Annotated in this window: 18 protein-coding genes and 1 tRNA gene; 12 read left to right on the forward strand and 7 right to left on the reverse strand. The window is 61.1% G+C overall.

Annotated elements, in window-relative coordinates; genetic code table 11:
• Positions 1 to 131 precede the first annotated feature (131 nt).
• Positions 132 to 935: an SDR family NAD(P)-dependent oxidoreductase gene (locus HKD31_RS08030; protein ID WP_194264641.1), complete on the forward strand. Its 804-nt coding sequence runs from the start codon at positions 132 to 134 to the stop codon at positions 933 to 935.
• A 112-nt stretch (positions 936 to 1,047) separates the two neighbouring features.
• Positions 1,048 to 2,016, forward strand: a complete 969-nt coding sequence (gene glk, locus HKD31_RS08035; protein WP_062497986.1) for a glucokinase — start codon at positions 1,048 to 1,050, stop codon at positions 2,014 to 2,016.
• 38 nt (positions 2,017 to 2,054) lie between these two features.
• On the opposite strand, the gene HKD31_RS08040 is transcribed toward glk, so the two are convergent.
• Positions 2,055 to 2,128, reverse strand: a tRNA-Cys gene (locus HKD31_RS08040).
• A gap of 156 nt (positions 2,129 to 2,284) precedes the next feature.
• On the opposite strand from HKD31_RS08040, the gene HKD31_RS08045 reads away from it, so the two are divergent.
• From HKD31_RS08045 to HKD31_RS08060, 4 genes are read left to right on the forward strand one after another with little or no spacing between them, the layout of a single operon-like run.
• Complete coding sequence (locus HKD31_RS08045) at positions 2,285 to 3,742, forward strand: TolC family outer membrane protein (RefSeq protein WP_228120371.1); 1,458 nt, start codon at positions 2,285 to 2,287, stop codon at positions 3,740 to 3,742.
• A 32-nt stretch (positions 3,743 to 3,774) separates the two neighbouring features.
• On the forward strand, positions 3,775 to 4,296 hold the full coding sequence (locus tag HKD31_RS08050) for a DUF2497 domain-containing protein (protein WP_194264640.1): 522 nt from the start codon (positions 3,775 to 3,777) through the stop codon (positions 4,294 to 4,296).
• Between the two features lie 55 nt (positions 4,297 to 4,351).
• A complete protein-coding gene (locus tag HKD31_RS08055; protein WP_194264639.1) occupies positions 4,352 to 7,018 on the forward strand; it encodes a valine--tRNA ligase in 2,667 nt (888 codons plus the stop codon).
• Positions 7,011 to 7,889: an alpha/beta hydrolase family protein gene (locus HKD31_RS08060; RefSeq protein ID WP_194264638.1), complete on the forward strand. Its 879-nt coding sequence runs from the start codon at positions 7,011 to 7,013 to the stop codon at positions 7,887 to 7,889. The genes HKD31_RS08055 and HKD31_RS08060 overlap by 8 nt, the downstream gene beginning before the upstream one ends.
• Here HKD31_RS08060 and ilvD read toward each other — a convergent pair.
• Positions 7,867 to 9,723: a dihydroxy-acid dehydratase gene (gene ilvD, locus HKD31_RS08065; protein WP_194264637.1), complete on the reverse strand. Its 1,857-nt coding sequence runs from the start codon at positions 9,721 to 9,723 to the stop codon at positions 7,867 to 7,869. The two genes, HKD31_RS08060 and ilvD, sit on opposite strands and share 23 nt — an antisense overlap.
• 152 nt (positions 9,724 to 9,875) lie before the next feature.
• Here ilvD and HKD31_RS08070 point away from each other — a divergent pair, with 152 nt between their 5' ends.
• The 3 genes from HKD31_RS08070 to HKD31_RS08080 all read left to right on the forward strand — a co-directional run bounded on the left by HKD31_RS08070 (position 9,876) and on the right by HKD31_RS08080 (position 13,890).
• Entirely contained in the window at positions 9,876 to 11,822 is a 1,947-nt protein-coding gene (locus HKD31_RS08070; protein ID WP_194264636.1) for a CocE/NonD family hydrolase, read from the forward strand.
• Between the two features lie 86 nt (positions 11,823 to 11,908).
• Positions 11,909 to 12,454, forward strand: coding sequence for a peptide-methionine (S)-S-oxide reductase MsrA (gene msrA, locus HKD31_RS08075; protein WP_194264635.1), 546 nt, complete (start codon positions 11,909 to 11,911; stop codon positions 12,452 to 12,454).
• A gap of 53 nt (positions 12,455 to 12,507) precedes the next feature.
• Positions 12,508 to 13,890, forward strand: coding sequence for a DUF2252 domain-containing protein (locus tag HKD31_RS08080; protein ID WP_194264634.1), 1,383 nt, complete (start codon positions 12,508 to 12,510; stop codon positions 13,888 to 13,890).
• A 3-nt stretch (positions 13,891 to 13,893) separates the two neighbouring features.
• Here the strand turns inward: HKD31_RS08080 and HKD31_RS08085 are convergent, their stop codons facing one another.
• The 5 genes from HKD31_RS08085 to HKD31_RS08105 all read right to left on the reverse strand — a co-directional run bounded on the left by HKD31_RS08085 (position 13,894) and on the right by HKD31_RS08105 (position 19,449).
• Entirely contained in the window at positions 13,894 to 15,207 is a 1,314-nt protein-coding gene (locus tag HKD31_RS08085; RefSeq protein WP_194264633.1) for an ABC transporter ATP-binding protein, read from the reverse strand.
• Positions 15,208 to 15,246: 39 nt separating this feature from the next.
• Positions 15,247 to 16,890 (reverse strand): ABC transporter permease subunit, encoded by a 1,644-nt coding sequence (locus HKD31_RS08090; protein ID WP_194264632.1) that lies wholly within the window; start codon positions 16,888 to 16,890, stop codon positions 15,247 to 15,249.
• A gap of 90 nt (positions 16,891 to 16,980) precedes the next feature.
• The gene (gene dut, locus HKD31_RS08095) at positions 16,981 to 17,436 is read right to left on the reverse strand and encodes a dUTP diphosphatase (protein WP_011253994.1); all 456 of its coding nucleotides are present in this window, start codon (positions 17,434 to 17,436) and stop codon (positions 16,981 to 16,983) included.
• Positions 17,437 to 17,465: 29 nt separating this feature from the next.
• Complete coding sequence (gene coaBC / locus HKD31_RS08100) at positions 17,466 to 18,656, reverse strand: bifunctional phosphopantothenoylcysteine decarboxylase/phosphopantothenate--cysteine ligase CoaBC (RefSeq protein ID WP_194264631.1); 1,191 nt, start codon at positions 18,654 to 18,656, stop codon at positions 17,466 to 17,468.
• A 4-nt stretch (positions 18,657 to 18,660) separates the two neighbouring features.
• Positions 18,661 to 19,449, reverse strand: coding sequence for a class I SAM-dependent methyltransferase (locus HKD31_RS08105; protein WP_011253996.1), 789 nt, complete (start codon positions 19,447 to 19,449; stop codon positions 18,661 to 18,663).
• 30 nt (positions 19,450 to 19,479) lie between these two features.
• Between HKD31_RS08105 and mutM the strand changes: the two genes are divergently transcribed.
• The 3 genes from mutM to dnaA all read left to right on the forward strand — a co-directional run bounded on the left by mutM (position 19,480) and on the right by dnaA (position 22,473).
• Positions 19,480 to 20,313, forward strand: coding sequence for a bifunctional DNA-formamidopyrimidine glycosylase/DNA-(apurinic or apyrimidinic site) lyase (gene mutM / locus HKD31_RS08110; RefSeq protein ID WP_194264630.1), 834 nt, complete (start codon positions 19,480 to 19,482; stop codon positions 20,311 to 20,313).
• Between the two features lie 126 nt (positions 20,314 to 20,439).
• Positions 20,440 to 20,709, forward strand: a complete 270-nt coding sequence (rpsT, locus tag HKD31_RS08115; protein WP_011253998.1) for a 30S ribosomal protein S20 — start codon at positions 20,440 to 20,442, stop codon at positions 20,707 to 20,709.
• Between the two features lie 342 nt (positions 20,710 to 21,051).
• On the forward strand, positions 21,052 to 22,473 hold the full coding sequence (dnaA, locus tag HKD31_RS08120) for a chromosomal replication initiator protein DnaA (RefSeq protein WP_194264685.1): 1,422 nt from the start codon (positions 21,052 to 21,054) through the stop codon (positions 22,471 to 22,473).
• The last annotated feature ends 66 nt before the right edge of the window (positions 22,474 to 22,539 follow it).

Genomic DNA, 22,539 nt, shown 5'->3' on the forward strand with positions numbered 1-22,539 from the left:
GTGTACCTCTGATCGAAAAAAACATCCCGTCCGACGGGGTGATGTGCCAGTACGGCACGGGGTCGCATCTTGTTGCATGGGAGGGCTATACCCTTCCAGCCCCGATCCGACCACGAATAAAGCGGTTTTCCATGCCAGATGCTTCTGTTTCCCCTTCGAGTGCCCCATTTCACGTCCTTATTACCGGAGGATCAAGCGGCATTGGCGCCGCGCTGGCCCTTCAGTATGCGCGCCCTGGAACGCATCTGACGCTGTGGGGACGCAACGCCGCACGCCTTGAGGATGTTGCCGCACAGGTCATTCGCAGAGGCGCTTCGGCCGAGATCCTGTCGCTCGATCTGTGCCGGACCGATGACGCCCTGGCGGCACTGCGCAAGGCGGATGACGCGCGCCAGATCGATATCCTGATCCTGGGAGCCGGGCTGGGAGACATCCGCCCGGAAGGCGCGTTGACCGAAACAGCCGAACAGGTCCGCGATATTTCCCTCGTCAATTTCACGACCCCCGCAACCCTTGCAACCGAAATGGCCTCGCGCATGGCAGCCCGCAAAGCAGGCCGGATCGCGCTCATAGGCTCGGTAGCGGCCTTTCACGATCTTCCGGTCGCCACGGCCTATAGCGGCTCAAAAGCAGGTCTGGCCCGCTTCAGCACGGCACTTCATGCTGCCATGACGCCGCATCATGTCTCCGTAACCCTCATTTCTCCAGGCTATGTCGACACCCCCATGAGCCAGCGCCTCGAAGGGGCACGGCCGTTCCTCGTCTCGACGCGCCGCGCCGCCCGCATGATCACGCGCGCGATCGGGCAGGGAAGGGCGCATCTTCTCTTTCCCTGGCCTTTCGTCGTCGCCCGCTTCCTTGAAATGGTCGTGCCACGCGCCATCGTTCACCGGCTGCTGAGAACGGCCGAAGTAAAGCAGCGTCCGGTCCGCTGAAGGACGCTGTCAGACCGATGCGGAACTTGACGCGGCGGAACCGGTAGGCAACTGCTGCGCATTGGAAAAAGCGCGGGCCACCGGCCAGCATCGCCAGAGGATTTGAGGTGCCATGAGGGAAATCGTAGCCGTCGATATCGGTGGAACGCACGCACGGTTTGCAATCGCGACCATCGAGGATGGCAAGGTTGTCACGCTGGGTGAAGACACGACGCTGAAATGTGCGGAACATGGCAGTCTGGCGCTGGCCTGGGAGACGTTCGGTCGGTCGCTGAACCGGGCGCTTCCGCGCGAAGCCGGCATCGCTGTGGCCTGCCCGGTGAACGGCGAAATCCTCAAACTGACCAACAATCCCTGGATCATCCAGCCCAGTCAGTTGGCTTCGCGCCTGCATCTCGACAATTTCGTGCTCGTCAACGATTTCGGAGCCGTGGCTCACGCGGTAGCCCAGGTCGATTCTTCGCACATGAAGCATCTCTGCGGGCCGGACATCGACCTTCCGACAGAAGGCGCCATCACGATCGTCGGCCCCGGTACGGGGTTGGGCGCAGCCTGCCTGCTCCGCCGCAGCGACCGCTATTTTGTCATGGAAACCGAAGGCGGCCATCTGGATTACCCGCCGCTCGACGAGCTCGAAGACAAGATCCTCAGCGCCCTGCGCCTGCGCTTCCGACGCGTCTCGGCAGAGCGGATCGTCTCAGGTCCCGGCCTGACCAATCTTTACGAAGTCATTGCCGAAATGCAGGGCTGGCCCATCACCCTGCGTGACAACCGTACCTTGTGGAAAAACGCTCTCGACGGCTCCGACACGGTCGCCGTTGCCGCACTGGAGCGCTTCTGCCTCAGCCTGGGCGCCATTTCCGGCGATCTGGCGCTGGCACATGGCGCACGCGGCGTCGTCATTGGCGGCGGTCTGGGACTGCGTCTCGCCGACAGCCTCGGCCATTCCGGATTCGCCGAACGCTTCGTCGCAAAGGGCCGTTTCGAGGCGATGATGACCGAAATGCCGGTGAAGATCATCACGCACCCACAACCCGGCCTGTTCGGCGCTGCGGCAGCATACGCGGAAGCACATCCGTAAAAACGAAAAACAAATCTGGATTTCCGGGGAGAAATCTCTGGAGGTCCGGGCGGGAATCGAACCCACATACGCGGATTTGCAGTCCGCTACATCACCATTCTGCCACCGGACCTCGGCGGAGACAGGCGCTATATCTCTCTTAGCGCCCGAAGGGTCAAGACCGATAATTGATCTGCGGAAGGATTTTTCTTCTTCCTTCCAACAGGCTATTAAGGACTGATTCACATAATGCTGTGATATGATGCATACTTAAAGAGCAGGAAATCTCATGACTTCAGGATGCAACGGCGCGATGAAACTGAAAGCCCCCCTCGGGCTTGGTCTTCTGTCGCTTCTCCTGAGCGGAACTGCTCTTGCCCAGAAATATGACGGTAGCGGTTCACCGAATTTCATCCCGCACACGCTGCAAGAAGCGCTTTCAACGGCATACCTGACCAATCCGACACTACGCGAGGAACGGGCTCATCTGCGTGCCACGGATGAACAGCTTCCCACGGCTCTTGCAGGATGGCGCCCTACTGTCCAGACCGGACTGAACCTCACTTACTATGATGGCAGTACCAATTATGCCTCGAAAGGTGGCTATCTCGGCAGCTCACGCCGCTATCAGACGCCCGGATACATGGGCAGCGTTGCCATCACCCAGCCGCTCTATCAGGGAGGCAAGACGGTCGCCAACGTGCATGCTGCCACAAACCAGATTATGGCCGAACGCGCCCATCTGATCGAGACGGAACAGGAAGTCTTCACCAATGTCGTAAGTGCCTATGTAGGCATCATTGAAGACGAGCAGCTCCTGCAAATCGCCATAAACAACGAACACGTCCTGCAGCAGCAGGTCGAGGCGACCCAGGAGCGTTTTCACGTTGGTGAGATCACCCGGACGGACGTTGCGCAGGCACAAGCGGCCCTTGCCAGCGCTACCGCCGAACGGCAGCAGGCTGAAGGCACGCTCCAGAGCGCACAGGCGACCTACCTCCAGATGGTCGGTATCGCAGCGGCCCCCAATCTGGTCCCCCCCCAGCCTCTCAACCTTCCCGTTCACAGTGAACAGGAAGCAGTGGCTATTGCTGTCCAGAACAATCCTCAGGTCGTTAACGCACTGTTCACCGAAGCCCAGAGCAAGGACAATATTTCTGTCCAGATTTCCCAGATCATGCCCAAGGTTTCGGCGAGCCTGAACTATCAGCATTCCGTCAATCAGGCTTATGGCGACTCACTTCAGGACAACAAGTTCGGTGAGATCGCAATCACTGTCCCTCTTTATCAGGGTGGCTCAGAATACGCCACGATCCGTGGGGCCCGTCAGGACGCACAGGCTGCTCACCGTGAAGTCGATGTCCAGCGCAGGACGGCCCTTCAGAAGGCCGCTTCAAGCTGGCAGCAGATGGTTTCCTTCAAGCAGTCGATTTCCAGCGATCGTATGGCCATTTCGGCAAATGTGATCGCGCTGGACGGCGTTGAGCGGCAGGCCCTCGTTGGAACGAGCACGACGCTCGCGGTGCTTCAGCAGCAGCAGACCCTGCTGCAGTCCCAGCGGACCCTCGTGCAGCATCTTTCAAACCTCGTGACCTCCTCCTATGCCGTCGCAGCCGCGATCGGGCGCCTCACAGCCGTCGATCTCAAACTGGGCGTCCCGCTTTATGACGAAAAAGCCTATTACAATGCGGTCAAGAACAGGCTGTGGGGCCTAAGCGACTATGCGATCAACCAGCCTGGTCGATAAAATTTTTCAATCAAACGGAATATTAACAATCCATGACTTCTTCTGACTCGATCCAGCAAGACCACCATGCCGACGACGCAATGACAGACGTCCTGAGTTCGATCCGGCGTGCTCTTCATGAAGATCCCAAATCGCCTGAATCGACCGAGGAGAAGCCCAGCATGCCGTCCCAGAAAGAAGAACTGACCCTCGATAACTCCATGATGGTCGCACCGCCCGTGACAGCGGCTCCGACCGAGGCCGCCGCTGCTTCCGCATCTGAAGTTCCTCCGGCATCTCAGCCTGCCCAGAGCGAACCGGCCAAGGATGAGCTCATGAATGCCCAGACAGTAGCTGCCGCGGAGCGTTCTCTGGATGAGCTTCACGCTGCATTCAGCGGAACTACTCCCCTTGCATCAGACACTGTCATCAGCCGGAGCAGCGGCCTGACGATCGAGGACATGGTGCGAGGCGAAGTCCGGAGCATGGTGCGTACATGGCTGGATGCCCATCTTCCGTCGCTGGTTGAAATTCTTGTCCGTGCGGAAATTGCCCGTCTGCGTCCACGAGAGTAAGAAGGGCGGTGGAAGCACGTTCTTCCACCTGCTGTACTGACTGTCCTGGATAACCATGCTCGAAAAAAGCTTCGTCCCCGCCGATCATGAAAATGCCCTCTACGACGCGTGGGAGAAAAGCGGCGCTTTCCGAGCTCATCCCGACCAGCCGGGTGAGCCTTTTTCGATCATGTTCCCGCCGCCGAACGTCACGGGCACGCTGCATCTCGGCCATTCCCTGAATTTTGTCCTTCAGGACATGCTGATTCGCTGGAAACGTCAGGAAGGATTCAATGTCCTCTGGCAGCCAGGGACGGACCACGCGGGCATTGCAACTCAGATGGTTGTCGAGCGTGCTCTCGATAAGGAAGGCACCAGCAGAACCGCTCTGGGGCGCGAAGGTTTTCTCGAACGCGTCTGGGACTGGAAGCAGGAATATGGCGGCACGATCGTCAAGCAGCTCCGCAAGCTCGGCGCCTCGGCAGACTGGGAGCGTGAGCGCTTTACGATGGACGACGGATTGTCCCGTGCTGTCCGGAAAGTTTTCGTCACCCTTTATAATGAAGGCCTGATTTATCGCGACCGGCGCCTGGTGAACTGGGATCCGAAGTTCCGTTCGGCCATTTCGGACCTGGAAGTGGAAAACCACGAGACCAAGGGGTCCATGTGGTATATCCGCTATCCGCTGGAAGACGGCCGGACCATCACGGTGGCCACAACACGTCCGGAAACCATGCTGGGCGATGTTGCGGTGGCTGTTCATCCTGAGGATGAGCGCTATGCCGATATGATCGGCAAGACCGTAATCCTCCCGCTTACGGGGCGTCGCATTCCTGTTGTCGCCGATCTGCATTCCGATCCGGAAAAGGGCACAGGCGCCGTCAAGATCACGCCGGCACATGACTTCAATGACTTTGAAGTCGGCAAGCGTCACAATCTGCCGGCTCCGACTGTTCTTGATGAGACAGCCTGTCTGTGGATCGAGGAAATCCGCCCTGAACTGCGCGACGTTGAGGGGCTGGCTTCGGTTGCATTTGTCGAATCCCTGAATGGGCTGAGCCGCGAAGAAGGCCGCAAGCAGGTTGTTGCCGAGCTTGAGCGTCTGGAATGGCTGGAGAAGATCGAGCCGCACAAGCTTCAGGTGCCACATGCGGAGCGTGGTGGTGCGATTGTTGAGCCACGCCTGACGCTTCAGTGGTACTGCGATGCCAAAACCCTGTCCGGCCCCGCCGTAGAGGCGGTCGAAAGCGGAAAGATCGCTTTTGAGCCGCGGCAGTGGGAAAATACGTTCCATGCCTGGATGCGCGATATCCAGCCCTGGTGCATCAGCCGGCAGCTCTGGTGGGGACACCGGATCCCGGCCTGGTATGGCGCGGGCGGCAAGGTCTATGTCGCTGAAAATGAACAGGATGCGCAGGCCCAGGCTGGCGAGGGCGTAAGCCTTACGCAGGATGAGGACGTTCTGGACACATGGTTCAGCTCCGCCCTGTGGCCCTTCACGACGCTTGGCTGGCCTGACAGGACGGAGGAGCTGGCCCGTTACTATCCGACCAGCGTGCTGGTTACGGGCTTTGACATCATTTTCTTCTGGGTTGCCCGGATGATGATGATGGGCCTGCACTTCATGGATGATGTCCCGTTCCGGACTGTCCTGATTCACGGGCTGGTCCGGGACGAGAAGGGCCAGAAGATGTCCAAGTCCAAGGGCAACGGTCTTGATCCGCTGGATCTTGTGGCCGAGTTCGGGGCGGATGCGACGCGTCTGGCAATCTGTGCGGGCACGGGGCCGGGACGGGATATCAAGCTCGGGCGCAAGCGCGTTGAAGAACACCGCGCCTTTGTCACGAAGCTGTGGAATGCCGCGCGTTTCCTTGAAATGAACGGTGCCAAGCCGACGGAAGGCTTCGATCCGGCAAGCGTCAAGAGCGCGCTTGGGCGGTGGATCCTGACGGAAGCGAACGATGCCATTACCGAAGCGGGACGGGCCCTGTCGGTCTATCGTTTCGATGAATATGCCAATTGCTGCTACCGGTTTGTCTGGAGCCGTTTCTGTGACTGGTTCGTGGAGTTCTCGAAGCCCGTCTTTGCAGCGGAAAACGAGGAAACCGCGGAGTTGCGGGCTGTCAGCGCGCATGTTCTGGGACTGATCCTGCGTCTGATGCAGCCGGTCATTCCGTTCGTGACGGCGACGTTGTGGAAGGAACTCGGTTATCCGGGGGCATTCGAGGAGATCCGCTGGCCGGAGATCATGACCGTTCCCCAGGCAGATGAAGCCCGGGCGGAACTGGACTGGGTCATCCGTCTGATCGGGGATGTGCGGACGGTGCGTTCGGAAATGAACATTCCGCCGTCGCAGAAGGCACCGCTACTGCTGCGTGATGCCGCGCCGGAAAATCTGGAGCGTGCAAAGACCTGGGCTGAGGCCATTGGCCGTATGGCCCGCGTTTCGGATGTTGGTGTTGTTGGCGAAGATGCGCCGCGCAATGCGGCCCAGCTCGTTCTGGATGAGGCGACTGTCTTCATTCCGCTGGAAGGTCTGATCGACCTTGATGCGGAACGGGCGCGACTTGCCAAGGAAATAACCCGCATTGAAGGCGAGATCCTCAAAGTGACGCGCAAGCTGGACAACGCGGACTTCGTGGCCCGCGCCAAGCTGGAAGTCGTGGAAGAAAACCGCGAACGTCTGGCGACTTTCCAGAGCGATCTGGAGCGGCTGAAGGCGGCTCTGGGGCGTCTTGCCTGAGTTGAAAACGGCCGCCTGCCTTGCAGGAGCCATTCTTGCCATCATGGCAGGCGTGGCTGAGGCCCGGTCGTTACCGGAGGGGCGAAGCCTTGAGACTGCGACCCTCGCGGGGGAGCGTTTCGAGGTTTCGGTCTTCCGGCCGGCGGCGTGTCAGATCCGGGCCATCCTGTTCGTGCTTGCAGGAAAGAACCGCAACAGCGCCACATATCGCGACGACACGATCCCGCTCGCCAGACATGAATGCAGTCTGGTGTTCGCGCCCGACTTTCCGGTGGCGCGGTTTTCCGTTCAGCAATATCAGCGCGGTGGTTTTCCGGCGTTACAGCAGACGCCTCCTGCGGCGACCTACATGAAGCTGCTGGAGCAGTGGGCCCGGGCGGTTTCCGGCGAGCCGCGCGTGCCGATCATTCTGGTGGGGCACTCCGCCGGAGCGCAGTATCTGGAACGGGTTGAAGCCTATGCTCCGGGCGAAGAGGTCATGACGGTCATCATGAACCCCGCGACCTATGTGGAGCCTGAAACGGAGACAGCGGTCCCTTACGGGTTCCGCAACTGGCCGGAATCCGGCAGTCTTCCGGACCTCAAGCGCTATCTTTCACGAAATATCGCCGTCATTCTGGGAGCTGAGGACACCGAAACGTCCTCAGCCACAGAACATATTCCCGCAGCGACGGAACAGGGCCGCAACCGCCTTGAACGTGGGCAGTGGGCCTATGCCCAGGGCCGGGAACAGGCTGAAAAGCTCAATGTTCCCTTTGGCTGGACGATTACGCTCGTCCCGGCGACCGGCCATGTCGCCTCGAAGATGCTGGCGTCCGCCGAATTGCAGGACGCCGTGGAAACTGCGATCAGATCCGCGTCTTCACGATGATCTGCGACAGATCGCGAACGGCGCCATGGGCCGCACTCGTGGTCATTGCGGCGTAGGCCTGAAGGGCTTTCGAGACCACGCGCTCACGGTTCGGCTTCCAGGCGCTGGCGCCACGCGCATTCATGCGCTCGCGGCGGTCGGCAATGTCGGAATCTGAAACGGCGAGGTGCAGGGTGCGGTTCGGAATGTCGATCTCGATGCGATCGCCGTCCTCGACCAGACCGATCAGGCCGCCTTCGGCTGCTTCGGGAGACATGTGGCCGATGGACAGGCCCGAGCTTCCGCCTGAGAAGCGGCCATCCGTGACCAGGGCGCAGACCTTGCCCAGACCCTTCGATTTCAGATAGCTCGTCGGGTACAGCATTTCCTGCATGCCGGGGCCGCCCTTGGGGCCTTCGTAACGGATGACCACGACGTCACCGGCCACGATGCGATTGCCAAGGATGGCGGCCACGGCATCGTCCTGGCTCTCGAAGACCCGCGCCGTTCCCGTAAAGGTCAGGATGCTGGCTTCGACGCCGGCCGTTTTGACGATGGCGCCGTCTTCGGCGAGGTTGCCGTACAGCACGGCCAGACCGCCATCCTGCGAGAAGGCATGCGCCTTGTCACGCAGGACGCCGGCTTCGCGGTCCTGATCCAGTTCGTGGTAGCGGCTGGACTGCGAGAAAGCATGAACGGTCCGCACATTGCCAGGCGCGGCCTTGAAGAGATGAGCGGCCTCTTCGTCGCCGTTCAGGATGTCCCACTTCTTCAGCGCATCCCCGAGTGTCGGTGCGTGGACGGTCGGAACATCCTTGTGGATCAGGCCCGCGCGGTCCAGTTCACCCAGAATGGCGGGGATGCCACCGGCGCGATGGACGTCTTCCATGTGCACGTCGTTCTTGGCCGGTGCGACCTTGCACAGATTGGGGACACGTCGCGACAGGCGGTCGATGTCGTGCATGTGGAAATCGACTTCGCCTTCGCGGGCGGCCGCCAGAAGATGCAGGACCGTGTTGGTGGAGCCGCCCATGGCGATATCGAGCGTCATGGCGTTCTCGAAGGCCGCGCGCGTGGCGATACTGCGGGGCAGGACAGACGCATCATCCTGTTCGTACCAGCGGCGTGCGAGTTCCACGATCCGGCGACCTGCACTCAGGAACAGTTCGCGACGATCGCTATGGGTGGCGAGCAGGGAGCCGTTTCCGGGCAGGGACAGGCCCAGTGCCTCGGTCAGGCAGTTCATGGAATTGGCGGTGAACATACCCGAGCAGGAGCCGCAGGTCGGGCAGGCGGAGCGTTCGATCTGTTCGGACTCGCTGTCGGACACGTCCGGATTGGCGGCCGCGACCATGGAATCAATCAGGTCCAGCTTGCGCGTCACACCCGGGCCGTTGATCTTGCCAGCTTCCATCGGGCCACCGGAGACGAACACGACCGGGATGTTCAGGCGCATCGACGCCATCAGCATGCCCGGCGTGATCTTGTCGCAGTTGCTGATGCAGACGATCGCATCCGCGCAGTGCGCATTGACCATGTATTCCACGGAATCCGCGATCAGCTCACGCGAGGGCAGGGAATACAGCATTCCGCCATGCCCCATCGCGATGCCGTCATCCACTGCGATCGTGTTGAATTCCTTGGCAATTCCGCCGACTTCCTCGATCGCGGAGGCTACCAGACTGCCCATGTCCTTCAGATGGACATGGCCAGGCACGAACTGCGTGAAGGAATTGGCAATGGCGATAATGGGCTTGCCGAAATCGCCATCCTTCATACCCGTCGCCCGCCAGAGCGCACGTGCGCCAGCCATGTTGCGGCCATGTGTGGTGGTGCGGGAACGGTAGGCAGGCATGGAAGATACTTTCATGACGGAAGAAGGCCCTGATCCATAGCGAATCAGGCGCGAGGAAGCCAGTGCAGGAAAGATATGAAAAGCCGCGCTGGCTCCTCTTGCCCGAAAGACTCCGTCCGGTCCAAACTCGCAACAAAAATCAGGAGCCTTTCGTGAGACGTCATTTTCTGAGCCTCGGCACCGCTCTGGCCGCGACATTCCTGTGTGCGGCACAGGCCGCCGAACCCGCCACATCCATCCCTGCAGTCACGCCTGACATGATCCAGACGGGCAGCGACATTCCAGCCCATGTCAGCATGCCGATCGACCAGCGCGATTACATCAAGCGCGACGTGATGATCCCCATGCGCGATGGCATCAAGCTGCATACGGTCATCGTGATCCCTAAAGGGGCCAGGAGCGCCCCGATCCTGCTGACCCGCACGCCCTATCATGCCAGCGAACGCGCCAACCGCGTTCCCGATGCCTCGACCATGCGCGCCATCCTGCCGCAGGGTGACGGGGTGTTCGTGGATGAAGGCTATATCCGCGTCTTTCAGGACGTCCGTGGCAAGTATGGGTCACAGGGCGACTATGTCATGACACGGCCGCCGATCGGTCCGCTGAACCCGACCAAGACGGACGATACGACCGACGCCTGGGATACGATCGACTGGCTGGTGAAGAACCTGCCCGAGAGCAACGGCAAGGTCGGCATGACCGGATCGTCCTATGAGGGCTGGACCGTCGTCATGGCGCTGCTCGATCCGCATCCGGCCCTGAAGGTTGCGGCTCCGGAGAGCCCGATGGTCGATGGCTGGATGGGCGATGACTGGTTCCATTACGGTGCGTTCCGCCAGCCGGGACTGGACTATTTCACGGCGCAGATGACGGAAGCCGGATCCGGTCCGTCCATTCCCCGCCCGGATGCGGACGACTACACGACGTTCCTCGCCGATGTCTCGACCGGCAATTTCGCGACGAAGGCCGGGCTGGACCAGTTCCCCTGGTGGCGCCGCATGAAAGCCCATCCGGCCTATGACGCCTTCTGGCAGGATCAGGCGCTGGACCAGTTGATCGTGAAGAAGCCGCTCAAGGTTCCGACGATCTGGGAGCAGGGTCTGTGGGATCAGGAGGACATGTGGGGTGCGATCCATTCGTGGATGAACCTCAAGGCGCATCATACGCAGGTTCCGAACATCCTCGTCATGGGGCCGTGGCGTCATAGCGGCGTGAACTATGATGGCTCCACGCTTGGTCCGCTGCATTTCAACGGTGACACCGCTCTTTGGTATCGCGCCAATGTCATGCGCCCGTTCTTCGACCATTATCTGAAGGACGCGCCCGATCCGCATCTGGATGAAGCCATCATCTACAATACCGGTGAGAACCACTGGGATCATTTCCGCAACTGGCTGAGCGACTGCGGTACGACGTGCATGCAGAAGGGCGAGCGACTGTATCTTCAGCCGGATCATGGTCTGGCCTTCAAACGCACGCTGCCTGGCACGGACAGTTATATCTCCGACCCGGCCCATCCAGTGCCTTTCGTTCAGCGTCCGTACATGATGGGCGAGGATCCGCGCTGGAAGGCCTGGCTTGTGACCGACCAGCGGTTCGCCGAAAGCCGCCCGGACGTTCTGACTTACGAAACGCCCGTGCTTGATGCTCCGGTCACGGTATCGGGTGTGCCGACAGCCGATATTTTCGCCAGCACCACGGGAACGGATGCGGATTTTGTGGTGAAGATCATTGATGTCCAGCCCGGTCTGACGCCGGATAATCCGCAGATGGGTGGCTATGAGTTGCCGATGTCGATGGATATTTTCCGTGGACGTTACCGACAGAGCTTTACGCATCCGTCCGCCATTCCGGCGGGGCAGGTGCAGGAATACCGCTTTACGCTTCCGGCCATGAACCATGTGTTCCAGAAGGGGCACCGGATCATGATCCAGATCCAGTCGAGCTGGTTCCCGCTCTATGACCGCAACCCGCAGACCTTCGTGCCGAACATTTTCGACGCCAAGGCCTCGGACTATCACGTCGCGACCCAGACCATCCACCGCGGTGGCGATCATGCCAGCGCCATCTGGCTCCCGACCGTCGCACCGGCGCAGTAATCCCGCGCATCACGCCATCCAGTAACTCGTCAGACAGGATCAGCCTTCCCATATAGGAAGGCTGATCCTTTTAGCGGAGCATCATCATGACGACCCAACAGTCTTCCATCCTTCTTGGCGCAGGCTGCTTCTGGTGCGTCGAGGCCGTCTTTACCGGTCTGCGCGGCATCATTTCGGCCGAACCGGGCTATGCCGGCGGCTCCGTCGACAATCCAAGCTATGAAGACGTCTGCACCGGACGGACGGGCCATGCCGAAGTCGTGAAGGTCGTCTTCGATCCGGCAGAGATCGGCCTGGAAGATGTCCTGCGCGTGTTTTTCACGACGCATGATCCCACACAGCTCAACCGGCAGGGCAACGATGTCGGCACGCAGTACCGCTCCGTCATTTTCGGGGATGCCGCCCAGCAGGAAACAGCTCGCAGGGTGCGTGACGAAATTGCGTCCGAAGGCATCTGGCCTGATCCGATCGTGACCTCCATCGAAGGACCCGCCCATTTCTGGCCCGCCGAGGAAAAGCATCACGATTATTTCGCCCGCAACCCGCAGACGGCGTATTGTGCGGCCGTGGTGGCTCCCAAGGTTGCCAAGGCCCGCAAGCTTTACCGCGATCGCCTCAAGCAGCCTGACTGAGACGGAGGATGGGTGCTTTGTCGCGGAGCGTTTTTCGGATACCGTGACAAACCATGACAAAGACACCTTCTTTCCCGCCGCTCCGTACCCGTCAGGCCCGCTATGAAGCCGGCGAGGCCCTGCGCAAGACCGTCAAGCGCAGCAGCCACGCCCTGTGGGTTCCGCCCGCCAAGCGCCCTGATCCGATCGGGATCCTGCTGGAGCAGGGGAAGAGCCGGATCGCGGATCTGCTGCCGATCCGCCATCAGCGCATGAAGGCCTCGCCCTTCGCTTTCCTACGCGGAGCAGCGGCTGTCATGGCGTCTGACCTGTCCTTCACGCCGAAAACCGGGCTGCGGGTGCAGTCCTGCGGGGACTGCCATCTGGACAATTTCGGATGCTATCCGTCTCCGGAAGGGCTTCCGGTTTTCGATATCAACGATTTCGACGAAACCGCTCCCGCGACGTTCGAGTGGGACCTCAAGCGCCTGGCGACGAGCCTTGTTCTGGCAGGGCGCGAGGCCTCACTGTCTGAAAAGCACTGCCGTCGTCTGGCTGTCTCGGCCGTTCAGCATTACGTCGATGAAATTGCCCGTCTGTCGAAGCTTCCACCGCTTCAGGCCTGGAACGAACGGATCGATCTGCGGGCGGTCATTGACGGGATCGTGGACGACAGGATCCGCACGGGCATGATGGAGAAGATCCAGTCCGAACTGGGGGCCATTTCCGGTCATTTCGGCATGATCGACCCCAAATCCGCGGGACGCCTGAAGGAACATCCACCTTTCGTCACGCGTCTGCCACAGCACAATGACATCGTTCGCGGCGCTTTCGCGCGCTATGTCAGCGACCTCCCGCCCGAGCGCAGGATCGTTCTGGAGCGCTATGCCCTGCAGGACGTGCTGTTCAAGGTCGTCGGCATTGGCAGTGTCGGGACGTTCTGTGCGCTCGGACTGTTCACGACCGCCGATAACGAGCCCCTGATCCTTCAGATCAAGGAAGCCCAGACCTCCGTTCTCGAACCTTTCCAGGGCGCTGTGGACCTGCCCAACCACGGGGAACGGGTGGTCACCGGGCAGCGCATCATGCAGGCCAGTTCAGATACGTTTCTGGGCTGGACGCACACCACCGGCAAACGCACGACCGACCAGACCGGACGCAAGGCCGGTGGCGGCCGGGATTTCTATGTGCGTCAGACAAAGGATGTCCGTCTGGCCATGATCGGCGAGAAGATCGAGGACGGTCTTCTGCCGGAATATGCCGCTCTTTGCGGACGGACCCTGGGCCGTTCGCATGGCCGTTCCGCCGATCTGCCCCTGCTGGCCGGCTATCTGGGGAAGGGATTTTCCTTTGCCCGCGCCATCGCCGATTTTGCAGTGCTCTATGCCGATCAGAGCGAGAAGGACTGGAAAGCCTTCACACAGGCCATTGCGGACAAGCGCGTCTGCTGCGCCTGAGGCTTATTCCTCGTTTTCCAGATGGAAGCGGTCGGATTCCTCGTCATAGTCGAACAGCTCGGCATAGCGGGCCCAGCCGATGGCCGTGGTGAGGGTCTGCCGCGCATAATCGGGTGACATGCTCTCTTCCATGGCCTTGCGGAACCGGGCCGCATCCACGGTGTGGCTCGAACGCTCGTCCAGCGTACTGCGGATGGAGCGAAGAAGGGGCAGGTGATGCAGAAGCGCTTTGCGCATCAGGTCCTTGCGGGTGTCTGAATCGCCTTCGACAAAGGCCTGCCCATCGGGCGTCAGCAGAATGTCGCCATCCTCCAACTCCGCCAGATCCAGAAGCTGAAGCGACTCACCCAGCGGCAGGAGGTCATCCAGCGTCATCTGGAGACGCTGTGCCAGTTCGGGCAGATCGGCCCGTCCTGAGAGCGGCTCACTTTCCAGCACTTCCATCAGTCCGACCAGAACCTCGACCGCCAGATCCGGTAGCACGATGGAGAAGAGCGGAAGTGCGGTGGGTGAGGCGGCAGGTGGCTGGACGGGGTCCGCCTCGGAAACGATGGGCGCACGACGGGTCATGAGCGCGTAGATCTGGTCCACGAAGCGGCGGAAATCCTCGTCGTCGCGGTTGCGCGGATGCGGGAAAGGAACTGCGATCTCGTGTGTTACGCGACCGGGGCTGGAGGAGAAAATGAGGATGCGGTCGCACATCAGAACCGCTTCTTCGATCCCGTGCGTCGCCAGAAGCATGGCTTTGAGGGGCAGGCGCTTCTCGTCCCACAGTTCGATCAGATCGGTCCGCAGGTTTTCGGCACTCAGGACATCCAGCGCCGAGAACGGCTCGTCCAGCAGGAGCAGGGACGGCTGAAGCGCAAGCGCGCGCGCAAAGGAGACGCGCTGGCTGAGGGCCTCGGAAAGCTCCTTCGGGTAGGCATTCTCGTAGCCCTCAAGCCCCATGACCTCAATGGCGGCGTCGGTCATGGCTTCGCGCTCGGCACGGGGTAGGCGGCGCATTTCCAAGCCCAGCGCAACATTCTGCCGCAGGGTCAGCCAGGGAAAGAGCGCGCCAGACTGAAAGACCGTCGCCACACCATCCAAAGGGCCCGTCACGGGCGCACCCTGCCAGAACACCTGTCCTGACATCGGCGGCGTCAGTCCGGCCATGATCCGCAGCAGGGAGGATTTCCCAGAGCCGGAACGCCCGAGAAGCCCCAGGATTTCACCAGTCCGCACATCAAAGCTGACATGATCGAGCACGACCAGATCCGTGCTGCTCTCCTTGAGATAGCTCTGGCGACATTCGCGAAGGGACAGGAGAGATTTCATGGGTCTGTGGATTTCAGCCTGAGGTTCAGATCGTGTATTTCAAATGGTATATTTCTGGGCCGCATTCACGGCGAGAGGTTGCAGGACCAGTCGATCCAGCAGCATGGAAAGAAGCGTCAGCAGCATCAACGCGAGGATCTGCGCCGCCATGGCCCCGCTCAGGGCCTCGGAAAGCAGGGCGGCCCCAAGGCCGCTATCGGACGGCACGAAAGCCTCCGCCACCATCACCGCATTCCAGACCGGAACCACCGCCGTCAGCAGACCGCCGCAAAGCTCCGGCGCGATGGCCGGCAGCAGAAGGCGCCGCCACAGCAGGACACCCCGCAGCCGCAGGCCCGCCGCAACCTGTCTCAGACCTGAGGGAATGGCTTTCGCCGCGTCGAGCACGACGATCCCGACCAGCCAGTGCGCACCCAGGAAAAGCAGGATGACCGGTGAATCGAGCCCCAGTTCCCGGCAGAGCGGATAGAGGAGCACGGCCGGAAAAAGACCGCAGGCCATCACAGCCATCCGGCAGACATTGCGCAGGGAAGATCCGTGCTCGCTGATCAGAAGACCCAGCGGAACCCAGACCAGCACACACAGAACCAGCGTTCCACAGACATGTGAAAGTGTGAGCACACTCTCGGCCAGGTCCGCGGGAACCTGCCGCAGGAGGCCGGCGTGATAGACCGCATAAACCAGAAGAAACAGGGAGACGACAGGCAGGAGCGCCTCTGGAAGCTCCCGGACTGTCCTGTGGCGCTCGGGAAGGATGCTGCGCGGACGACCCAGGCGCCAGTTCCCGATCCAGACGAGGGCATCACTCACGCCCCCGCTGAGCCAGAGCATGAGCTTTGTGCGCCGCCAGATCGTCAGCAGCCAGGATTGCGGGCGGGAGCGTTCCTCGAACGGGCCTTCGGGCCGATAACGCTGCGCCCAGCCCACCATGGGACGCATGAGAGCCTGATCGATCACGAGAATCAGCAGAAGAATGATCCCGGAAACTTCGACGATCCGGAGCGGATGATGGTCCAGCATGGCCTGCAGGGCGGCTGCACCACATCCGCCCGTTGCCTGATGGCTCATCAGCATCATCAGACCTTCGGCGGACAGCAGCCGGACCCAGAAAGCCGGCATGGCCTGCATGGCCCTGAACGTCGTCAGCGGAACGGCGATTGGCATCTGAAGACGCCAGAAACGCTGCCAGCCCGTCATGCGCAGACCGGTCGCGACTTCATCAAGCGCCGGGGGAAGCGTGTCTTCCGCATCGAGCACGGCCGTCACGACCCGCCAGATCATACTGGACGCAGCAACAAGTATGATGGTCAGGGCCGGGGGAAAGACCGCGGCCAGGATCCCGATTAGCCCGAGGCCCGGAACGGCACGGGCGACAGAGAGGGCGGGGATGAGAAATGCCCTAAAACGAGGCCACTGGCACGCCGCCCCAGAGAGAAGCAGCGATGCCGCCACGACAATCAGCAGGGACAGGATCACATGCAGGAAAGTCAGCCCCGCCATGTCCCACAACGGCAGGGGAACACCCGGCGACATGGCGGACAGGACAGGCGCAACAGGAGGACGGGGCAGCACCAGAAGCGCAAAAGCGGTCGCACAGAACAGGATCGAGAGCTCGACACCGCTCATGCGCTGGCGCCAGCGATGCATGATCCGCATGGGCATGGCCATCGGGCTGCCCGTCATGATACGCGCGATCCTTCCTTTTGATGGAAACCAGAGGTTAGAAAGAGACGTCTGGAAGGCTCAAGTGTTTTCTGCATGTCACCGGCCGGATCAGTGTCCGGTGCTGCCAAAGCCGCCCTCGCCACGCGCCGTCTCATCCAACGTCTCGACTTCCGTCCAGCGCAGGCGCGAGACCGGAGCCAGCACGCCCTGCGCAATCCGGGTGCCACGCTCGACGGTGAAGGGTTCGGTGCCCGCATTCATGACGATGATGCGGAGCTCCCCGCGATAGTCTTCGTCGATGGTGCCAGGCGAATTGGGCAGCGTGATGCCGTGCTTGAGGGCCAGACCCGAGCGGGGGCGCACCTGAAGCTCATAGGCGGGCGGCAGCGCAATGCACAGCCCGGTCGGCACCAGAACGCGCTCACCCGGAGCGATCGTCATGGGGGCGTCCACTGCGGCCAGGAAATCGAATCCTGCGGCACCGGCGGTCGCATAGGCGGGAAGGGGAAGGCCTTCGGAATGAGGCAGGCGCGTGATGCGCACATCAATCAGGTCTGTCGTCATGGCCTCTGTCTTATCCCGGATTGTGATGCCTATGAAGCCGGATCGGCAAAGAAGGCCGCAATCCTCTGCGCGAGCTGTTCTGCGACATCGGTCTTGTCCATTTCCGGCCAGCTCTGAACGCCATTGTCGTCGATCAGACTGACGGTATTGCGCATGGCGCCGAACACGCCCTGTCGCACATCATTGGCCACAAGCCAGTCGCACCCCTTGCGCACACGCTTGGCCTGGGCATTGTCCAGAACATCATCCGTCTCGGCGGCAAAACCCACCACAAGACGAGGACGTTGGGCGGCACGGCAGAGCGTTGCCAGAATATCCGGGTTTTCCACCAGTTCGAGTCTGGGCGGTCCGTCACCGGTTTTCTTGATCTTGCCCGGCGCCAGTTCCTTTGCGCGCCAGTCACTGACGGCGGCAGTACAGACCGCAGCATCGACCGGCAGGGCAGCTTCACAGGCCGCCAACATCTCGCGGGCGGTCTGAACGGAGATGCGATGAACGCTCTCAGGCACGGGGATCGAGACCGGCCCGCTGACCAGCGTAACGTCTGCGCCCCGTGCCGCCAGAGCCGCTGCAATGGCGTAGCCCTGTCGGCCGGAAGAATGGTTGGACAGGAACCGCACGGGATCGAGCGGCTCAACGGTCGGGCCAGCCGTCACGAGAATACGGCGTCCGGCCAGGGAACGGTCCGGCGTCAGGATATGCAGGATGGCGTCGTGGATCGCGGACGGCTCACTCAGACGGCCCGCGCCGACTTCTCCGCAGGCCATGCTTCCCACATCCGGTCCGACGATGGAAACGCCGCGTGCTTCGAGGATTTTCAGATTGGCCTGCGTTGCGGGATGTTCCCACATCCGCACATTCATGGCCGGGGCCAGCAGGATGGGAGACGTGGTCGCCAGCAGAAGTGTGGTCGCCAGATCATCGGCAAGACCATGGGCCATGCGCGCCATGATGTTAGCGGTGGCGGGACAGACGACCACAAGATCCGCGCTCCGGGCGAGGGCGATGTGCCCGATCTCGCTTTCCTGCGTCGGCTCGAACAGCGCGTCATGCACGCGCTCGCCCGCCAGTGTCTCAAGGCTGAGCGGGGTGACGAAAGCCTTGGCGGCCTCGGTCATGACGGGCGTGACGGCAATGCCCTCAGCCCGCAGCAGCCGCACCAGCTCAAGCGCCCGGAACGCCGCAATGCCGCCCGAGACGATCAGCAGGACGCGGCGCATGGTCTTACAGACGCCAGCCGGAATGGATGGCGGCAATGCCACCCGAGAGATTACGGTACTGGACCTGCTCAAGCCCGGCATCGCGCATCATCTGTGCCAGCGTTTCCTGATCGGGGAACATGCGGATGCTCTCGGCGAGATACTGGTAGCTCTCGGAATCCTTGGCGATGATCTGGCCCATCTTGGGCAGAACCTGGAAGGACCACATGTCATAGATCGGCGCGAGCGCCGCCACTTCAACCTGCGAGAACTCCAGGCAGAAGAAGCGTCCGCCCGGCTTGAGGACACGACGCGCCTCACGCAGCACCGCGTCCTTGTCCGTGCAGTTGCGCAGGCCGAAAGCGATCGTCACGCGATCCACAGAACAGTCGGGCAGGGGGATGGCTTCCGCGTCCACGACGCAGACCTCGATCTTGCCGATCAGCCCGGCCTTGATGGCGCGGTCACGTCCCACGGAAAGCATGGCGGCATTGATGTCGGACAGGATGGCAGGGCCACCGCCGGCACGGAGCCAGCCAAAGGTGATGTCACCCGTACCACCAGCCAGATCCAGCAGCTTCATGTTCGGGCGCGGATTGAGCATGCCCACGAAAATGCGCTTCCAGACGCGGTGAATACCCAGCGACATCACGTCATTCATGATGTCGTATTTCCCGGCGACGCTCTCGAACACCTCCCGGACCATCGTCTTCTTCTGGCCGCGCGGAACACTCCGGTAGCCGAAATCGGTGGTGTCCTCGGCGTGTGCGGAGGACTGGAAGGGCGAGGCGTTGTGTTCTGCGCTATCGGTCATGGGGCAATCGATATATCGTTGAGGCCAGCCATGCCAGAGCTTCCAGAAGTCGAAACCGTCATGCGCGGATTTCGTGATGCCTTTGAAGGGCACCGAATTAGCCATGTTTCCGTCAATCGTCCCGACCTTCGTTGGCCGTTTCCCGCTGATCTGCGGGAAAAGCTGGAAGGCCATCACGTTCTCTCATTCCGCAGGCGCGCGAAGTATATTCTCATGCGTCTTGAAGGCGGGTGGAGCATGCTGCTGCATCTGGGCATGTCGGGCCGACTCACGATTGGCCGGGCGGGGACAAACGCGACTCCGCCAGCACACGAGCATCTGGTCCTTGAAACGGACAGCGGCGCGAGGGCAGGGCTGGTTGATCCCCGGCGCTTCGGCATGGTCGATCTTGTGCGGACAGTTGAAGAAGACAGTCACCGCCTTCTGGCCCATCTGGGAATGGAGCCTCTTTCGGACGCCATGACCAGTCCGGCACTGGCGGACCTGTTCCGGGGCAGGCGCTCGCCTATCAAATCTGCGCTGCTGGATCAGAAACTGATCGCAGGTCTAGGCAATATCTATGTGTGCGAGGCGCTGTTTCGCTGCGGCATTCATCCCGAGCGGCAGGCCTGTACCCTGACGGGAGAAGAGACCGCAGCTCTTGCAGAGGCCATTCCACAGATCCTGGAGCAGGCCATCGCGTCCGGAGGATCGTCTCTACGCAACTATGTGCAGGCTGACGGCACGAAAGGCGGGTTTCAGGACCTGCATCTCGTCTATGGACGCGAAGGGGCTCCATGCCCCAACTGCGGCGCGGAGAGTCCGATCCAGCGCATGACCCAGTCCGGCCGTTCGACGTTCTTCTGTCCGACCTGCCAGAAATAGGCAGCGTGACAGGAAGATGCCCCCATCCTGTGTAAAATGTGCAAAACGCTTGACGGGACCCGTCCGGACAGAGTAGACGGCGCCAACCATTTACGCGACCAAAACGCAAACTGAACCGAAAGATCCATGGCAAACACAGCTTCTGCCCGCAAGCGTATCCGTCAGAACGAACGTCGCCGTGAGCGCAACGTTGCCCGCATGTCCCGCATGCGTACGTTCATCAAGAAGGTTGAACTCGCCATCCAGGCCGGTGACAAGTCCGCTGCTGCCGAGGCCTTCAAGGTTGCACAGCCGGAAATGCAGCGCGCAGCAGGCAAGGGCGTGATTGCCAAGAACACGATCAGCCGCAAGCTGTCCCGTCTGTCCGCCCGCGTGAAGGCCCTGGCAACCGCCTGAGCTTCACCTTCGGGTCGGAACTGAAGAACGCGCTCCCCTCCAGGAGCGCGTTCTTTTTTGACTGCAGCTCCTGACATCTTTTTCCCAAGCATCTGCCCCCGGGTTGCCGATGGGGAACACCCTCATGACATCCCGCTGAGCCCTCCGTGTTCCAGCTTGCTTCGGGCTGAGCGGACGCCTATTCTGGGGGTTCGACAAAAAGGTATCGGATGCTCTGGCTTCTCCGGAAATTCGCCAGCTTTTCTGCTGCAGATTTCTGTCGAGAGCATAATCGCCCTGCGCGCAGGGAACCACAACTGATACCCGCCCCGTGCGGGAATGGATATGAAAGGGGGTACAATGGTGGAAAACGCTCAGTATCTGGACGCCAGCGCCTCCGCCCCCGGTTCGACGACACCGCTGGAAACCGCCTGGATCCGCGTTCGTGAGAAACTGAAGAGTGAGGTTGGCGAGGTCGAATACCGGACATGGCTCCGGCAGATCGTTCTGGGACCACTCGAAGAAGATGAACTGACCCTCTATCTGCCCACGCGCTTCCTGCGTGACTGGGTCCGCAGCCAGTACGAAGAGCGCCTTCAGACGCTCTGGCGTACCGAGCGCGAGGACATCAAGGGGGTGGAGCTTCAGGTCAAGCGTGGGCTGCCTGAAGTCTCCATGGGCGACGCAGAGGACGGGGAAGACGGTCCGGTCGAGGGGCATGAACTCGCGCCGCAGGCTGCTGCTCCCGAAAATCGCAGCGATCTGGCCGTTCCGCTCGATCCGCGTTTCACGTTTGATACCTTCATCGTCGGCAAGCCCAACGAATTTGCCTATGCCTGCGCCCGCCGTGTGGCGGAAAAACCGTCGAGCCCAGGCTTCAATCCGCTGTTCCTGTATGGCGGAGTCGGCCTTGGCAAGACCCATCTGATGCACGCCATCGGAACGGAGCTGACCCGGACCGGCAAGGTCTCCGTGGCTTACATGTCCGCGGAAAAGTTCATGTACCGCTTCATTGCGGCGATCCGTTCACAATCCACGATGGAGTTCAAGGAACAGCTCCGTTCTGTTGACGTGCTGATGATCGATGATCTCCAGTTCCTGATCGGCAAGGACAATACCCAGGAAGAATTCTTCCATACATTCAATGCCCTCGTCGATGCCGGTCGCCAGATCATCGTCAGTGCCGACAAAAGCCCGTCCGACCTGTCGGGCCTTGAAGATCGTCTGCGGACCCGTCTGGGTTGTGGCATGGTCGCAGACATCCATGCCACAACCTTCGAGCTGCGCATTTCCATTCTGGAAGCCAAGGCCAAGGCTTCGGGCACGCATGTTCCGTCCAAGGTTCTGGAATATCTCGCCCACAAGATCACGACCAATGTCCGTGAGCTTGAAGGCGCGCTCAATCGCCTGATCGCCCATGCTGATCTGGTTGGACGTCCTGTGACGCTCGATACGACGCAGGATGTTCTCAAGGACATGCTGAAGGCTCATGACCGCCGTGTCACGATCGAGGAAATCCAGCGCAAGGTCTCCGAGCACTGGAATATCCGCCTTACGGACATGTCATCGGCACGCCGTGCCCGTGCCGTAGCGCGTCCGCGTCAGGTGGCCATGTATCTGGCCAAGCAGCTGACGAGCCGGTCTCTTCCGGAAATCGGACGCAAGTTTGGCAACCGCGATCACACGACCGTCATGCACGCTGTCAACCGCGTGACCGAGCTGATGGATCAGGACACGTCCTTCGCCGAGGACGTGGAACTGCTGCGCCGGATGCTGGAAGGCTGACCTTCGTGACCTCCGATCCCTCTCTTTCCCGAGGGACGGGGGTCTGCTAGGTTCTCTCAATTAATT

It is taken from the genome of Gluconobacter potus, from assembly GCF_015244705.1.
GTDB lineage: Bacteria > Pseudomonadota > Alphaproteobacteria > Acetobacterales > Acetobacteraceae > Gluconobacter > Gluconobacter potus.

Excerpts from the sequence above, each read along its gene's own strand:
- HKD31_RS08030 (WP_194264641.1), top strand. The coding sequence starts at position 132 with ATGCCAGATGCTTCTGTTTCCCCTTCGAGTGCCCCATTTCACGTCCTT.
- glk (WP_062497986.1), top strand. The coding sequence starts at position 1,048 with ATGAGGGAAATCGTAGCCGTCGATATCGGTGGAACGCACGCACGGTTT.
- HKD31_RS08045 (WP_228120371.1), top strand. The coding sequence starts at position 2,285 with ATGACTTCAGGATGCAACGGCGCGATGAAACTGAAAGCCCCCCTCGGG.
- HKD31_RS08050 (WP_194264640.1), top strand. The coding sequence starts at position 3,775 with ATGACTTCTTCTGACTCGATCCAGCAAGACCACCATGCCGACGACGCA.
- HKD31_RS08055 (WP_194264639.1), top strand. The coding sequence starts at position 4,352 with ATGCTCGAAAAAAGCTTCGTCCCCGCCGATCATGAAAATGCCCTCTAC.
- ilvD (WP_194264637.1), bottom strand. The coding sequence starts at position 9,723 with ATGCCTGCCTACCGTTCCCGCACCACCACACATGGCCGCAACATGGCT.
- msrA (WP_194264635.1), top strand. The coding sequence starts at position 11,909 with ATGACGACCCAACAGTCTTCCATCCTTCTTGGCGCAGGCTGCTTCTGG.
- HKD31_RS08080 (WP_194264634.1), top strand. The coding sequence starts at position 12,508 with ATGACAAAGACACCTTCTTTCCCGCCGCTCCGTACCCGTCAGGCCCGC.
- HKD31_RS08085 (WP_194264633.1), bottom strand. The coding sequence starts at position 15,207 with ATGAAATCTCTCCTGTCCCTTCGCGAATGTCGCCAGAGCTATCTCAAG.
- HKD31_RS08090 (WP_194264632.1), bottom strand. The coding sequence starts at position 16,890 with ATGACGGGCAGCCCGATGGCCATGCCCATGCGGATCATGCATCGCTGG.
- dut (WP_011253994.1), bottom strand. The coding sequence starts at position 17,436 with ATGACGACAGACCTGATTGATGTGCGCATCACGCGCCTGCCTCATTCC.
- coaBC (WP_194264631.1), bottom strand. The coding sequence starts at position 18,656 with ATGCGCCGCGTCCTGCTGATCGTCTCGGGCGGCATTGCGGCGTTCCGG.
- HKD31_RS08105 (WP_011253996.1), bottom strand. The coding sequence starts at position 19,449 with ATGACCGATAGCGCAGAACACAACGCCTCGCCCTTCCAGTCCTCCGCA.
- mutM (WP_194264630.1), top strand. The coding sequence starts at position 19,480 with ATGCCAGAGCTTCCAGAAGTCGAAACCGTCATGCGCGGATTTCGTGAT.
- rpsT (WP_011253998.1), top strand. The coding sequence starts at position 20,440 with ATGGCAAACACAGCTTCTGCCCGCAAGCGTATCCGTCAGAACGAACGT.